The organism is Photorhabdus sp. RM323S, assembly GCF_042879375.1.
Taxonomy (GTDB): Bacteria; Pseudomonadota; Gammaproteobacteria; order Enterobacterales; family Enterobacteriaceae; genus Photorhabdus; species Photorhabdus tasmaniensis.
Genome location: NZ_JBHFKZ010000013.1, coordinates 1 through 18,107, shown reverse-complemented (window position 1 = coordinate 18,107; position 18,107 = coordinate 1). Strand labels below are relative to the sequence as shown.

2 protein-coding genes are annotated in these 18,107 nt (G+C 52.1%); one reads left to right on the top strand and one right to left on the bottom strand.

Annotated features, from left to right (window positions below; all coding sequences use genetic code 11):
• The first annotated feature begins 1,309 nt into the window (after positions 1 to 1,309).
• Positions 1,310 to 1,531: a DUF5397 family protein gene (locus tag ACGF7G_RS08210; RefSeq protein WP_387464672.1), complete on the top strand. Its 222-nt coding sequence runs from the start codon at positions 1,310 to 1,312 to the stop codon at positions 1,529 to 1,531.
• Between the two features lie 23 nt (positions 1,532 to 1,554).
• Here the strand turns inward: ACGF7G_RS08210 and ACGF7G_RS08205 are convergent.
• Positions 1,555 to 18,107: amino acid adenylation domain-containing protein (locus ACGF7G_RS08205; RefSeq protein ID WP_387464671.1), on the bottom strand; the 16,553-nt coding region annotated here is incomplete at its 5' end.

Sequence of the window (18,107 nt, the reverse complement as noted above, 5' to 3'; positions counted from 1 at the left end):
TTTGACGAATGATTTCTTTCCCGACACACAAAATGAATAGAAAGAACTATCTGATTACTATTCAGATTAGAAAGGGTTTACACGAACTGCGTAGACATTCTTTTACCCAGAAGATAATTCATTAATTAAAAAATGCACAACAAGACATTAAACCCTGATAAATATTAGGATTTTGTATCAAAAAATACGTTTGAATAAAGTAATTGAATAAAATAAAGCAAGAACATAAAAGCAATATCTTGTGAAAAAACCTATATCTTACTCATAAGATATAACGTTTCACTAATTATGATCAATTAGTTATTTTCACTTTATGAAAGTATTAAAAACATATCTTAACAAACGGCATTAATATTATATTGATAATGACCATAAAAATAGTTTTCATTGAAACAATATATTTAGTGAAAATAATTAAAGATACTATCGCAGCACTCTACCAACGTCATGTTTAATGCCGGAATTAAAACAACTTTATCCGTATTATTCTCCAATAACGTAGTATTAAAGCCATAGAATCCCCATTTACGTTTTCCCGGATAATCAATCATTTTTTCAGGACTTAAATCCTGCCAAATTAACCATTTTTTATAGTATTAATTTTATCGCTTACTTCGTAAAATCCAGGTGAGAAAGCACTTAAGTATCATCTTTTTCGGATTATATTCTTTTGCTTACTGGTTTCTTTTCAACTTTCTATTAACGGTTAATGGGTTTCAATTAAATGCGGTTAACTGTTATTTTAAAAACTTTTACTTATAATTAAATCGCTTATTAAATAAAAGCTTTAATATCTCTGTATTGGCGTTTTTAACATGGTCATAGCAGTCTTAAATAAACGAGGGATAAAATCACTGATAAATGCATTAAATATGACAGTGAATAGGTCGTTTTTAGTCACGCGGTACCTTTTAAAAATCTGGCATTAATGGAGTACCCGTTTTTTACCCTCAGCAGATTAACCACTGAAAAAAGTGCAACTGCTGCATCGGATCAGGATGTAGATATTATGCTCCGTTGCTGGAATGCAAAATCAGCACAAGCTAGTGTTGGTCTTGAGGGATTAACTGTATCTGATTCAACTTTGGCATTAACTGAAAGATTTAGAAGCTAATATTTCGTATTTAAGCATTTCAGTTTAAAACAAAATCCAATACAAGGTAATTATGATGCAAAATATTTGTGCGCCATAGGAACTGTTGATATACAGCACGCTACATCAAGGAGTTAGCATTCTCGAAAGTCGTTCTTGAAACGATATTCTCAAAATACTACACTGCCAATGAATTTCAATAATGAGGAAACAGTCATGATAACGACACCGTTTGTACCCACTGGTACGATAAAAAGCTTTGGTGCGTTTGGACCAAAATATGAAGTAGGGCAACTACTCCGCCCGCTAGAGGATGGTGACTGGATGATTGAAGTGGTATTAGTAGAAACAGGTAACAATTCTCTTCAAAACGACCACAGAAAAAATCCGGCATACGTTATATATGCCGGATTATCATACGAATACAGGATCGTTTAAGCTCCTTTAAGCCACTACTGAACTTACCCGTCACAATCCTCTGCCAACGCCATATTTAAAGCCCGAACTAAAACGACTTTATCCGCATTATTCTCGAACAAACTAAAATGGTTACCCGAAATTGGAATTAACCGCAGCGAAGAATCAGGCAATACCTGCGCCCAACCTAACGACGGATCTCTATTTAAAGACTGTGGTTCGGCATCCATAATTTCAGCATCCACAACAACCGGAGCAGGTGGAGAAGGTTCCGTTGCATAGAACTGATGCAGCGTTATCGCCAATATTTGCGGCTCATAGTCTCTGACTATTTGCGCATAATTTTCTATCTGCTCCCAACGTCTTGCGATTAAATCAGAACACAGATTGGCCGGGTATAACGTCAATTTCTGCGCCGCTTCGATAAACTGCACCAGATTCAACTGATCAATTCGCCGGTACAGTGCCGCAATCTCATCAATATGTTCTTTTCCTGTTTGCCTTGCCAACTCAATAAAGAATTGAAGTTTTGGTGGCGTTATCTGTTGCCTGTAATAGTAAGGAGCAGGCGTGTCTATCAGACCGAGAAAATTGACCATCTCACCGGAATTCAACAGTTGCTGGGCAATGGCATAAGCCAATATGCCACCGGAAGAGTAACCGCATAGCCGATATGGGCCTTCCGGTTGAACCGCTTTCATAAAGCTGATCATTCTTGCCGCCTGCTCTTCCATCGTCAACATCGGCTCTTCACTGATGGATGGCCAGGACAACGCATAAATCGGGTAGCCTGGCTGAATTTGCTGAGACAACCCGAAAACATAGGAATAATCACCCAGCCCGCTGGGCACAAAGAATAACGGCAGGCCGGTTCCACCAGATCGCACCGATATTGCCCTGTTTCGCGGTTGAGACAGCGGCTCTGATGTCATTTTTGCAGCCAATTCAGCCAGCACAGGGAATTGAAACAGATCATTCAATGTGCAAACAAGGCCATGATTAGCCGCAAGATTTATCATCCGCATAGCGAACAGTGAATGACCACCCAAGGCGAAGAAATTGTCATACCGGCTGACCTGCCCAATCCCCAGTAATTCACACCAAATAGCCGCCAATACGGTTTCCGTTTCTCCTTGTGGCGCTTCGTAAACCTGTCGGGCAAAAGCTTCATTGCCTGGAGCAGGTAGCGCCCGACGATCCAACTTACCGTTCGGGGTCAGCGGGAAGACATCCAGACGCACAAACGCCGCCGGCACCATATAATCCGGTAAAATGGCACTCAAGTGAGCACGCAAGCTATTAGCCAGCTCCTTATCCTCTGGTGCCACTACATAAGCGATCAGGCGTTTATCCTGGCCGTCACCGAGTACCAACACAGTGGCCTCTTGCACAGTTGGGTGTTCCATCAATCGGGCCTCAATTTCACCCGGCTCAATACGGAAACCACGGATTTTAACTTGCTGATCGTTACGGCCAATAAATTCTAAATTACCGTCCGGCAAGTAACGGGCCAAATCCCCACTCCGGTACAGGCGGGCATCAGGTGAATCACTAAAGGGATCAACGAGGAAGCGTTCAGCCGTCAGCTCAGGACGATTGAGATAACCACACGCTACACCCGCCCCCCCAATATACAATTCCCCGACCACCCCCAGAGGTACCGGCTGACCATAGACATCCAGCAGATAAACCCGCGTGTTAGCTATCGGTCGGCCAATAGGGATCTGGCTCATCCCCGGTGATAATGACGTGATACGGTAGGTGGTGGTAAAGGTGGTTCCTTCGCTCGGCCCATAACCATTCAAGAACTGTTGAGGCGGGCTATCACGCAGAACCTGCGCAATCACATGCGGATCCAGCACATCTCCACCAACAATCAGGATTTTGAGCTGTGAAAGCGCCGGGGATAACTCTGCCGCCAGCCGGTTAAACAGCCCGACACTCAACCACATAACCGTGATCCGATAAGCCTGTAATGCTCGAACAAACGCCTGCGGCGTCAATACAGTCGCGTGATCAATCACCACCAGCGTACCGCCATTCAGCAACGGCGCCCAAACTTCAAAGGTGCCGGCATCGAACGCCGGGTTAGCCTCAAAAGCCACCCGATCATCCTGCCCAATTTCAGCATCCCCATTATTCATCACCAACCGCACCACAGCCCGATGCGGCACCATCACCCCTTTTGGCGTACCGGTCGAGCCGGAGGTATACATGATATAAGCCAGCGCGGTACTGGAGCGGGGTAAATCAGGATTACAGTGATCTTCTTGCCCAATAGTACCCATCTCATTAGCCAGGCAATACAGGGGAATAGCCAGGTCAATCAGGCTATCGGTGAGCAACAATTTGGCTGAACAATCGTTTATCAGCCAATGCAGCCGTTCATCCGGTATACGGGGATCTATCGGCACATAAACGGCCCCAGCCTTAAGGATAGCCAACTGAGCCACCACCAGTTCTACAGAACGCGCTAACAGCACCGCAACGCGATCGTCCGGCCGGATCCCCTGCCCGATTAACCAGCGAGCCAGCCGGTTAGCACGGGCATTTAATTCGGCGTAGCTGAGAATGCGTTCTTCATATACTAACGCTATCGCGTCAGGGGTTTTCTCTGCCTGCTGCTCAAACAGCCGGTGAATAGATGACTGGTCAGGATAGGGTGCCTGAGTTGCATTCCAGGTTTCCAGCAACAGCCGCTTCTCTGCTTCCGGCAAAATATTCAGCAACCGTACCGGTGTTTCCGGCCGCTGCTCAAGCGCCTCTGCCAAACTTTCCAGCGCCTGTTGCATATAACCACATACCCTCTCCGAATCAATCGGTTGAACGATTTGCGCGGTCAGCCCCAGAGCATTACCAAAATCCTCCACCGACAAGACAAACGGATAGTTAGTACGCTCTTGCCCACCCTGGAATTCAATGCCGCTGATGATTTCATCCGTGATGACCACCGGCGCATTATGCCGGTAGTTCAACAAGGCGCTAAAGAGCGGAATTTCATTTTGTACACCGCTGCAACGTTGAGCCAACGCCAGTGAAGCATGCTCATGTTCCAGTAATCCCGCCAACCGGGTATGGGCTGCCCGTACACTCTCCTGCACCGGAGTCTCATTCATATCCAGTCGTAACGGCAAGGTATTGATAAACAGCCCCATGCCGCTGTCAGCCCCTTCTCCTGCCTGCATCCGCCCAAGCAGCACGGTACCGAATACCACTTTCTCCTGTCCGCTGGTACGTGACAATACTTGTGCCCAGGCCAGATGACACAGCGCCGCCAGACTGACATCCAGACGCCGGGCCTGACTGCGTAGGCGGTCATTCAGCATAGCGGGCAACATTCGGTGCGATTGAGTGACCTGCGAACCATCCTGATGGACTTCTGTCAACCCGAACGGCAGCGTCGGTTCATCCACTTCAGCCAACATCTCGGTAAAGAAGCGGGTATGCTCGGCCTGACTCACCCCCAGTCGAACCTGAGCTACCAGATTACGGAAAGGAACCGGTGCAGGCAGACTGTTCTCCTGCCCGGTAAGGTACGCCTGAACTTCCCGGTTCATCACCTCCATTGCAGTATGGTCACCGATCAAATGGTGCTGTAATTGTAATACGCTCCAGCAACCATCCGTTTCCTGTGCAATAACAAAACGTAATAAGGGCGCCTGCCCCAGATCGAGACGATGCTGACGGGGATCAAAACGTTGAAACAGTTGTTCATAAACTGGTCCATCAGCAGGATCCAATGTCAGTTCAGTCACTGATAACGGTGCCTGACGCCAGACTACCTGAGCCGGCACTGACAATCCTTGCCAAACAAAGGCGGTACGCAGGATATCGTGACGATCAACTACCTGTTGCACCGCCGCCAGATAACGATCCAGCAGCGATCGATCAGCAAAGACCACAGGATAAGCCAACAGATACGGATCGCCCTGGTTCGCCAGTAAATGGTGGAACAGGATCCCGTCCTGCAATGGTGACAGAGCATAGATATCCTGAATATTGGTCATCCCGCCCGGTACGTGTTCAACGATATGGTCAATTTCAGGCTGAGTCAGATCAATCAACGGCAACATCTCAGGTGTCAGTGCCGTAGTCGCCGGGGTGATGGTATTAACCGGCACCACCACTGCCTGTGACTGCCCTGCTGTTTGGGCAAATTCAGACAATACCGGGAATTGGAACAGATCACGCACTGACAGTGTTAATCCCGCGTTACGTAAGCGGTCAATCATCCGCACTGCCAACAATGAATGCCCCCCCAAAGCAAAGAAGCTATCGTGACGACTGATCTGTTCAATACCCAACAACTCGCTCCAGATAGCGGCCAGTGTGGTTTCTGTCTCCCCTTGCGGCGCTTCATAAACCTGCCGGGCAAACGCTTCTTCCCCCGGCCCCGGTAGCGCCCGGCGATCCAGTTTGCCGTTTGGCGTCAACGGGAAGCTATCCAGGCGCACAAACGCCGACGGCACCATATAATCCGGTAAAATGGTGCTCAGGTGCATACGCAGACGGTTAACCAGCTCTTCATCCATTTCTGCCACCACATAAGCCACCAACCGTTTGTCCTGACCATCACCCAACACCAACACAATCGCTTCACTCACCGCAGGATGTTCCACCAGCCGGGCTTCGATTTCCCCCGGCTCAATGCGGAAACCGCGGATTTTAACCTGTTGGTCATTACGGCCCAGGAATTCCAGATTGCCATCCGGCAGATAACGGGCCAAATCTCCGGTTCGATACATACGGGCATCGGGTTCATTGCTAAACGGATCTGGTAGAAAACGTTCCGCGGTCAGTTCAGGGCGATTGAGATAACCACAGGCTACCCCATCTCCGCCCACATAAATCTCTCCGATCACACCTATCGGCACCGGCTGACCACTGGTATCCAGCAGATAAACTCGCGTATTGGCTATTGGCCGACCAATGGGGATCCGGTTCATTCCCGGTGATAATTCTGCGATACGATAGGTCGTGGTAAAGGTGGTTCCTTCACTCGGCCCATAACCATTCAATAACTGTTGAGGCGGACTGTCACGCAAAACCTGCGCAATTACATGCGGATCTAACACATCGCCGCCAACCATCAGGATTTTGAGCTGCGGGAGAACCGGGGATAACTCCGCCGCCATTCGGTTAAATAACCCGACACTCAGCCACAGCACCGTGACACAATGCACTTGTAAAACCTGCACTAACTTGTGTGGCGTCAGTAACGTGTCATGGTCGATAACCACCAGCGCACCGCCGTTAAGCAACGGTGCCCAGATTTCGAACGTGCCGGCATCAAAAGCCGGATTAGCAGTAAAGGCAACCCGATCATCCGGCCCGATTTCGGCGTACCCATTATTAATCACCAAACGAACCACAGCACGATGTGGCACCATCACCCCTTTTGGTGTGCCGGTCGAGCCGGACGTGTACATGATATAGGCCAGCGCAGTACTGGAGCGGGGTAAGTCAATATTGTGGTGATCTTCTTCCCCGATAGCGTCCACTTCATCGGCCAGATAAAACAGGGGAATCGCCAGATCAACCGGGATATCGGTCAGCAACAATTTGGCTGAACAATCGTTTATCAGCCAGTTTTTCCGTTCGTCCGGCACTCGGGGATCGATAGGCACATAAACAGCCCCGGCCTTGAGGATAGCCAACTGAGCCACCACCAGTTCAATGGATCGTTCTAACATCACCGCAACCCGATCATCCGACCGGATCCCCTGCCCGATTAACCGACGGGCCAGCCGGTTGGCACGGGCATTTAATTCGGCGTAGCTGAGAATGCGTTCTTCATATACTAACGCTATCGCGTCAGGGGTTTTCTCTGCCTGTTGCTCAAACAGCCGGTGAATAGATGACTGGTTAGGATACGGCGCTTGGGTTGCATTCCAAGTTTCCAGCAACAACTGGCGCTCCGCCACGGTTAGGATATCAATTTTCCCGACCGCCTGTTTGGGGCTTGCCGCCATCTCCCGCAGTACGGTATGGAGATATTCCACGTGCCGCTCAATCGTGGATTGATCAAACAGGGCGGTGACATAATTCAGATAACCGGCAATCCTACCATCCACCTCAGACAGGCTGAGTTCAAGATCAAACTTAACGATATCAATACGTTGATCGGCAGGTGAAACAGCCAATCCCGGCAATCCCCACTCCATGCTGTCATTGTTCTGCCAGGCAAACATCACCTGAAACAGCGGGGTATGTGCTAGTCTGCGCGGCGGTTGCACGATTTCCACCACCTGTTCAAACGGCAGATCCTGATGCTCCTGCGCCGCCAGCGCGGTTTGCTGTGTACGCGCAAGCAATTCGACCACATTCGGCGTACCGGATAAATCCATACGCAAGGCCAGCGTATTAACAAAGAAACCGATCAGGGATTCCACTTCCTGCCGACTGCGACCTGCACTCGGTGTACCGATAACCAGATCTTCCTGACCTGACAGACGCGATAAGACCGTCGCCCAAGCCGCCAACAGCGTCATAAATAACGTGACACCCTGCTGCTCACTCAGACGTTTAAGGGATTGAGTTAACTCCGGATCTAGACTGACGGGCAAGATATTTCCGGTAAATGACTGCTGAGAAGGACGTGGCCGGTCAGTAGGCAAATCCAGCAGAACCGGCGCGTCAGCCAGCTTCGTGCGCCAATAGTCAGATTGGGACTGTATGCGTTCCGCCGACAACCACTGACGTTGCCAAGCGGCATAATCAGGGTACTGAATCGTCAACGGCGGCAGCGGATCCGGCTGGCCCACAAGAAAAGCGGTGTAAAGGGTGCTCAATTCATGCATCAATACGCTGACAGACCAACCATCGAAAACAATATGATGCTGGGTCAGTAAGAAAATATGATCATCATTAGCCAGCTGCACCAGACTGGAGCGAATTAATGGGCCACAGGCAAGATCAAACGGTGTCTCAGCTTCCTGAGCAGAGAGAGACGCAAGCTGGGCATCCGCATCCGGCGCGCCACGCAGATCATATTTTTTTATCGGCAGGCCTGACTCCGCCGGTAACAATTCCACCTGCGGCTGACCGTCAACAGCAATAAAGACCGAGCGCAACGCTTCATGACGGGCAAACAGCACATCGAGCGCCTGCTGCCAGACGCCAATATCCAATTGACCGCGCAAACGCAGAGCCACCGGAATATGATAGGTATCACTCACTTCGTCAAATTGAGCCAGGAACCACAGGCGCTGTTGAGCGAATGACAACGGCAGTTTACCCTCACGGGATATCGGCATAATGGCCGGTAATCTGCTGCTCTGTTCACCAAACCGGGCACGCATCACCTCAGCAAAAACGATCAAAGAAGGCGATTTAAATAGCGTGGTCAGCGGTAATTCAATTCCTAAAGCCGCTATCCGGTTCATCATCCGCACCACCAACAGCGAATGGCCGCCCAAGGCGAAAAAGTTGTCATAGCGGCTAATCCGTTCAACGCCCAGTAATTCACGCCAGATAGCCGCTAGGGTGGTTTCCATCTCCCCTTGAGGCGCGGCGTAAATCTGCCGGGCAAACGCTTCCTCCCCCGGTGCCGGTAACGCCCGGCGATCCAGTTTACCGTTGGGTGTCAATGGGAAAGTATCCAGACGTACAAAAGCCGCCGGCACCATATAATCCGGCAAGATGGCACTCAGATATTCACGCAAGTCCGCCACCAATCCATCATTTGGCTCGGCCACCACATAGGCAATCAAACGTTTATCCTGCCCAGCATCCCGTGCCAGTACCAGCCCTTCACTTACCGCAGGATGTTCCGTTAGCCGTGCTTCAATTTCTCCCGGCTCAATGCGGAAGCCGCGGATTTTAACCTGCTGATCATTACGGCCAGCGAACACCAAGTTGCCATCCGGCAGATAACGGGCCAAATCCCCGGTTCGATACAGGCGTGCATCGACTGTCTCACTAAACGAATCAATAAGGAAACGTTCCGTCGTCAGTTCCGGGCGGTTAAGATAGCCACGCGCTACCCCCACACCCCCGACATACAACTCACCCACCGCTCCCAACGGTACTGGCTGACCGTGGGTGTCCAGCAAATAAATACGCGTGTTGGCTGTTGGGCGCCCGATAGAAATTACACCACTGATATAGTCTGACGGACAACGCCAGGTAGTCGCACAAACCGTGATTTCCGTTGGGCCATACGCATTGAACAACGTTGCCCGGCCACACAGTGCTTGGAACAACTCTGCACTGGGCACATCACCGCCCAATATCAATGTTGGTCTTATCGTTATCTCCGGTAAATTGGCGCCATCCCGTAACAGAGCCGGCGTCAGGCAAGCGTGCGTCACCGACTGCTCTTCCAGATAATGCCAAAGGTGGAGCGGATCCTGACGAATCGTGTCGGCAGGAATAGCCAGAGTGGCACCACTACACAGCGCCATCATGGTTTCCCAGACGCCGGCATCAAAGCCAAATGAAGCAAACTGCAACACCCGGCTATCAGAATGAATATCAAACTGAGCGATTTTTTCCTGAATCAGGTTAACCAGACCACGGTGTTCAACCATTACCCCTTTCGGCATACCGGTTGAGCCGGAGGTGTAAATTACATACGCCAAATGCCGTGAAGTCAGCGCAGGAATTTGCAAGTTGTTGTCCGGCTGATCAGGACAGGTATTTGGATCAATTACGGTTAATTGTGCAAGCGCTTCTTCACCCAAAGCGAGACATCCAGCCTGATCTGCCAATATCACGGATGAGGCTGAGTCCCTCAACATATAGGTCAAACGCTCGCCAGGGTAAGCGGGATCCAGCGGTACATAGGCGCCACCCGCTTTCAACACAGCTAATAGCCCTACCACCCTTGATGGTGAACGCGTCACACAAATCACTACCCGTTGATCCGGTTTCACGCCCAGTTCAATGAGTTGATGGGCCAGCCGGTTAGCACGGGCATTTAATTCGGCATAGCTGAGGATATGCTCTTCATACATTAATGCTGTCGCATCAGGGGTTTTCTCTGCCTGCTGTTCAAACAGCCGGTGAATGCAACATTGATCAGCATACTCTGTTTCAGTCGCGTTCCAGGTTTCCAGCAATAGCTTGCGCTCCGCCGCGGTCAAAATATCGATTTTCCCAACCGGCTGTTGAGGGTTAATCACTATCGCTTGCAATACCGCGGACAGATACCCCACGTACCGCTCAATGGTAAGTTGATCGAACAGGGCGGTGGCGTAATTCAGATAACCGACAATCCTGCCATCCACTTCGGATAAATTCAGCTCAAGATCGAACTTAACCACATCAAAAGCTTGCTCGATGGGTGAAACGGCCAGTCCCGGCAACTCCCATTCTGGATCCTCATTGTTCTGCCAGGCGAACATCACCTGAAACAGCGGGGTATGCGCGAGTCGGCGTGGCGGTTGCACGATTTCTACTACCTGCTCAAACGGCAGATCCTGATGCTCCTGCGCCGCCAACGCGGTTTGCCGCACACGCGCAAGCAACTCAGTCATATTCGGCTCACCGGATAAGTCCATACGCAAAGCCAGTGTGTTAACAAAGAAGCCAATCAGGGATTCCACCTCCTGACGACCTCGACCTGCACTTGGCGTACCAATAACCAGATCTTCCTGACCTGACAAGCGCGATAAGACCGTCGCCCAAGCGGCCAACAGCGTCATAAATAACGTGACGCCCTGCTGTTCACTCAGGCGCTTGAAGGATTGGGTTAACTCTTTATCCAGACTGATGGGCAAGATATTCCCGGCAAACGACTGCTCAGGCGGACGTGGCCGGTCAGTAGGCAAATCCAATAATACCGGGGCATCAGCCAGTCTGGTGCGCCAATAGTCGGATTGGGACTGTATCCGCTCCGCCAACAGCCACTGACGTTGCCAGGCGGCGTAATCAGGATATTGAATCGTCAACGGCAGCAGCGGATCCGGCTGTTGGTTCAAGCAAGCTGCATAAAGCCTCTCCAGTTCTGATTTCAGTATCCCGAAAGACCAGCCATCGGAAATAATATGATGCTGGGTCAGCAGGAAGACGTAATCATCGTTAGCCAGTTGCACCAGCGCGGCACGAATTAATGGGCCATGTATCAGATCAAACGGCACCTCCGCCTCTTGCGCGCACAGATGCTTAAGTTGCTTATTGCCCTCTGGTTCCTCTCGCAGGTCATATTTTTTCATCGGCAGGCCCCATTCTGACGGTAACAATTCCACCTGCGGCTGACCATCAACCGTAACAAAGACCGAGCGCAATGCTTCATGGCGGGCAAACAGCAGATTAAGTGCGTGCTGCCAGGCCGTAATATCCAGTTGACCACGCAAACGCAGGGCCAGCGGAATATGATAAGTGTCACTCACCCCATCAAGTTGGGCCAGGAACCACAGACGCTGTTGCGCGAATGATAACGGCAATTGGCCCTCACGGGATAACGGAACGATAGCGGGTAATATCCTGTCCGACTCACCAGACTGGGCACACATCTCCTCAGCACAGGCCAGCAAAGAAGGACATTTAAATAGCGTGGACAGCGGTAATTCAATCCCTAAAGCCGCTATCCGGTTCATCATCCGCACCGCCAGCAGCGAATGACCGCCCAGGGCGAAAAAGTTGTCATAGCGGCTAATTTTCTCAACGCCCAGTAATTCACGCCAGATAGCCGCCAGGGTGGTTTCCATCTCCCCTTGTGGCGCGGCATAAATCTGCCGGGCGAACGCCTCTTCACCCGGTACCGGTAATGCCTGACGATCCAGCTTGCCATTCGGGGTCAGCGGCAAAGCATCCAGACGCACAAACGCCGCTGGTACCATATAATCCGGTAAAATCGCACTCAGATGAGTACGCAAGCTATTGACCAATCCCTCATTCGCGTGTGCCACGACATAAGCAATCAACCGTTTGTCATGACCGTCACCCTGCGCCAGTACAACCGCTTCTTGCACCGTCGGATATTCCACCAACCGGGCCTCAATTTCACCCGGCTCAATACGGAAACCGCGGATTTTCACCTGCTGGTCATTACGGCCCAGAAACTCCAGATTGCCGTCCGGCAGATAACGGGCCAAATCCCCACTCCGGTATAGGCGGGCATCTGCTATCTCACTAAAGGGATCCGGCAGAAAACGCTCCGCCGTTAATTCCGGGCGGTTGAGATAGCCTCGCGCTACCCCCACACCGCCGATATACAGCTCACCCACCGCCCCTAATGGCACGGGCTGGCCGTCAGTATTCAGCAGATAAACCTGTGTGTTAGCCGTCGGACGTCCGATCGCAATGACGCCATCCATGTAGTTTGGCGGGCAACGCCAAACAGCAGCACAAACCGTGATTTCAGTCGGACCATACGCGTTGAACACCGTTGCCCGGTGACTCAATGCCCGAAGCAGCGCGGCGCTGGGGGCTTCTCCCCCCAGTATCAATACCGGTTTTATCGTCATCTCCGGTAAACCAACACCATCCCGAAGTAAAGCCGGTGTCAGGCAGGCGTGTGTTATCGCCTGCTCTTCTAAATAATGCCAAAGATGACGCGAGTCCTGACGAACCGAGTTAATAGGGATAACCAAAGCAGCGCCGCCACACAACGCCATCATGATTTCCCAAACACTGGCATCAAAACCAAATGAAGCGAACTGCAATATCCGGCTACCGGAATGAATATCAAACTGAGCGATTTTTTCCTGAATCAGGTTAACCAGCCCACGATGTTCAACCATCACCCCTTTGGGTATGCCGGTCGAGCCAGAGGTGTAAATTACATATGCCAGATGTCGTGGGGTTAATGCAGTCACCTGCGGATTACTGTCCGGCTGGTCAGGCAATACATTCGGATCCATTACGGTCAGCCCGGCCAACGCTGTTTCACCTAACGCCGCACATCCGGCATTATCCGCCAGTAAAATAGCCGCATCAGCATCAATCAATATATGGACCAAACGTTCCCCCGGATAGGCCGGATCCAGCGGCACATAGGTACCACCCGCTTTCAAGACTGCCAGCAGCCCCACGATCCGCGCCGGTGAATTCGCTACACAAATTGCTACTCGCTGATCCGGCACTACTCCTAATGCAATCAATTGATGCGCCAGCCGATTAGCACGAACATTTAATTCAACATAACTGAAGGCTTGCTCTTTATACACTAGCGCTATCGCATCAGGTTTTTTTTCTACCTGTTGCTCAAACCGTTGGTGAATACAATACTGGTCAGGATACGGCGTCTGGGTCGCGTTCCAAGTCTCCAACAACCGCCGCTTTTCTGCTTCCGGCAAGATATTCAGTGTCCGAACCGGTGTCTCCGGCCGCTGCTCAAGCACCTCAGCCAGACTTTCCAGCGCCTGTTGCATATAACCACATATCCTCTCCGGATCAATCGGTTGAGCGATTTGCGCCGTCAGCCCCAGCGCATCACCAAAATCCTCCACCGACAAGACAAACGGATAGTTAGTGCGCTCTTGTCCGCTAAGAAATTCAATACCGCTGATGATTTCATCCGTAGTGACCGACGGCGTATTATGCCGGTAGTTCAACAAGGCGCTAAAGAGGGGCGTTTCCCCGGATACCCCACTGCAACGTTGAGCCAGCGCCAATGACGCATGTTCATGTTCCAGCAATTTCGCTAACCGGGCATGTGCCTGCCGTACACTGTCCTGCACCGCGGTATCATCCATATCCAGCCGCAACGGCAAGGTGTTGATAAACAGCCCCATGCCACTGTCAGCCCCTTCTCCGGCCTGCATCCGCCCAAACAGTACGGTACCGAATACCACTTTCGCCTGTCCGCTAATGCGCGACAACACCAGCGCCCAAGCCAGATGACTCAGAGCCGCCAAACTGACGCCCAGACGCCGGGCCTGACTGCGCAGACGGCTATTCAGCACAGCGGACAACATCCGGTGCGACTCTGTCACCTGCGAGCCATCTCGATGGACTTCTATCAACCCGAACGGCTGCGTCGGTTCGTCCACCTCAGCCAACAGCTCGGTAAAGAAACGGGTATGTTCATCCTGACTCACCCCTAACCGGGCCTGCGCCACCAAGTTGCGGAAAGGCACCGGCGCAGGCAGGCTGTTTTCCTGCCCGGCAAGGTACGCCAGAACTTCGCGGTTCATCACCTCCATGGTGGTATGGTCGCCAATCAAATGATGCTGCAATTGCTGTGCAATCCAGCGGCCATCGCTCTCCTGCGCCACCACAAAGTACAACAACGGCACCTGATGCAAATCAAGACGATAATGACGGGGATTAAAACGGTGAGCCAATTGCTCGCCAACCGGCCCATCAACCGGATCGAATGTCAGTTCAGTGACCAACAATGGTGCCTGACGCCAGACCACCTGTACCGGCGCGGATAATCCTTGCCAGATAAAAGCGGTCCGCAGGATGTCATGGCGGTTAATCACTCGTTGCACCGCCGCCAAATAGCTGTCCAGCAACGCCCGGTCAGCAAAGGCCATCTGACTGGCTAACAGATACGGATCCCCTGCATTTGCCAGCAGATGATGGAACAGGATACCGTCCTGCAACGGTGACAGGGCATAGATATCCTGAATATTTGCTATCCCGCCCGGTACCTGTTCGACGATACGGTCAATCTCTGGCTGAGTCAGATCAATCAACGGCAACATTTCCGGTGTCAGTACGGTGGTCGCCGGGGTAATGACATTCGCCGGCACCACCACCGCCTGAGACTGCCCGGCTGTCTGGGCAAAGTCGGATAACACCGGGGATTGGAACAGGTCACGCACCGCCAGCGTTAATCCCGCATGACGCAGACGGTCAATCATCCGGACCGCCAGCAATGAATGGCCGCCCAGCCCAAAGAAGCTGTCATGCCGGCTGACTTGTTCAATGCCCAGCAACTCCCCCCAGACAGCGGCCAGCAGGGTTTCGGTCTCCCCTTGCGGCGCTTCATAAACCTGCCGGGCTAAAGCCGCCGCCCCCGGTGCCGGCAATGCCCGGCGATCCAGTTTGCCGTTCGGGGTCAACGGGAAGCTATCCAGCCGCACAAACGCCGCCGGCACCATATAATCCGGTAAAATCGCACTCAGGTGAGTACGCAGCCGGTTAACTAACGCTTCATCCGCGGCGGCCACCACATAAGCCACCAGCCGTTTATCCTGATCATCCCCCTGCGCCAGCACCAGCGCTTCACGCACCGCCGGGTGTTCCATCAGCCGGGCTTCGATTTCCCCCGGCTCAATGCGGAAGCCGCGAATTTTTACCTGCTGATCATTACGGCCCAGGAATGCCAGATTGCCATCCGGCAGATAGCGGGCCAAATCCCCGGTGCGGTACATACGGGCATCGGGTTTACCACTAAACGGATCAGGCAGGAAACGTTCCGCTGTCAGCTCAGGACGATTAAGGTAACCCCGGGCCACACCGGCCCCGCCAACATATAATTCACCCACGGTGCCCAACGGTACCGGCTGACCATACTTATCCAGCAGATAAAGAGTTAAATCCGGAATACGCGTACCAATAGGACTCGTTATCTGTTCTACATCATGGTGAGAAAGCGCCCGGTAAGTGACGTGAACTGTGGTCTCGGTGATACCGTACATATTCACCAGCTGAGGCGATGTTTCTGCCCGCCGGGCATACCACGGCTTTAGAATACCGGGATCGAGAGCTTCTCCGCCAAAGATGATATAGCGCAAGCAGTCCGGTAAGGGATTGGCGATATCACTGGCAATAAAGGCTTTGAAAGCACTGGGGGTCTGATTCAACACCGTGATACCGTGCCGACATACAAATTGATGCAGCTCCTGAGGCGAACGGGCAACTGCATGCGGCACCAGCACCAACTTAGCGCCGTAGCGTAAAGCCCCCCACAATTCCCACACGGAGAAGTCAAACGCGATGGAATGAAACAAGCACCAGATATCCTGCCGGTTAAAGTGATACCGGGATTCCGTCGCCTCAAACAAACGCAGGATATGACGATGCTCCACCATCACCCCTTTCGGCATGCCGGTCGAACCGGAGGTGTAAATCACGTACGCCAGATGCCGGGCAGTCAATGCCGGTACCAACGGGTTACTGTCCGGCTGATCAGGCCGGTTATTCGGGTCCAGTACCGTCAGCCCGGCCAGTGCATCCTCTCCCAGCACATCACGTCCGGCCCTATCCGCCAGCAAAATAGCGGGGGCCGCATCGGTCAGAATATGGGCCAGACGCTCACCGGTGTAGACTGGATCCAGCGGCACATATGCGCCCCCGGCTTTCAGCACCGCCAATAATCCCACCACCATTGCCGGTGAGCGTGATACGCAAATCGCCACCCGCTGGTCCGGTGCCACACCCAACGCCATCAGTTGATGGGCCAGCCGGTTAGCGCGGGCATTTAATTCGGCGTAGCTGAGGATATGTTTTTCATACACTAATGCTATCGCATCAGGGGTTTTCTCCACCTGTTGTTCAAACAGCTGGTGAATACAACCCGGCTCAGAATCCGGGGTTTCAATCGCATTCCAGGTTTCCAGCAACAGCCTGCGCTCTGCCACGGTCAGAATATCGATTTTCCTGACCGGCTGTTGCGGGTTAGCCGCCATCTCCCGCAGGACGGTATGGAGATATTCCACCTGCCGCTCAATGGTGGATTGATCAAACAGGGCAGTGGCATAATTCAGATAACCGACAATCCGGCCCGCCACCTCGGATAAATTCAGCTCCAGATCGAACTTAACCACCTCAAAAGCTTGTTCGACAGGTGAAACAGCCAGCCCCGGCAGCCGCCATTCCGTACTCTCATTGTTCTGCCAGGCAAACATCACCTGAAACAGCGGAGTATGCGCCAATTGACGCGGCGGTTGCACGATTTCCACCACCTGTTCAAACGGCAGATCCTGATGCTCTTGCGCTGCCAGCGCGGTTTGCCGCACACGCGCAAGCAATTCAGTCACAGTCGGCGCACCAGATAAATCCATCCGCAACGCCAGCGTGTTGACAAAGAAGCCAATCAGGGATTCCACTTCCTGACGACCACGACCGGCACTCGGTGTACCGATAACCAGATCTTCCTGACCTGACAGGCGCGATAAGACCGTCGCCCAAGCCGCCAGCAGGGTCATAAATAACGTGACGCCCTGCTGCTCACTCAGACGCTTGAGGGATTGGGTTAACTCCGCATCCAGACTGACAGGCAAGAGCGTCCCGGTAAATGACTGTTGAGGCGGACGGGGCCGGTCAGTGGGCAAATCCAGCAATACCGGCGCGTCAGCCAGCCGCGTGCGCCAATAGTCGGATTGGGACTGTATGCGTTCCGCCGACAGCCACTGACGCTGCCAGGCGGCATAATCAGGATATTGAATCGCTAACGGTGGCAACGGATCCGACTGTTGGTTCAAGCAAGCTGAATAGAGCGTCTCCAGTTCTGATTTCAGTATCCCGAAAGACCAGCCATCGGAAACAATATGATGCTGGGTCAGCAGAAAGACGTGCTCATCATCAGCCAGTTGTACCAGCGCGGCACGAATTAACGGGCCACAGGCCAGATCAAACGGGGCCTCAACTTCCTGAGCAGAGAGCGCCGCAAGCTGGGCATCCACATCAGGCACCTCACGCAGATCATATTTTTTCATCGGCAAGCCCCATTCCGCCGGTAATAATTCCACCTGCGGCT

Coding starts and splice junctions, on each gene's coding strand:
- ACGF7G_RS08210 (WP_387464672.1), top strand. CDS start 1,310: ATGATAACGACACCGTTTGTACCCACTGGTACGATAAAAAGCTTTGGT.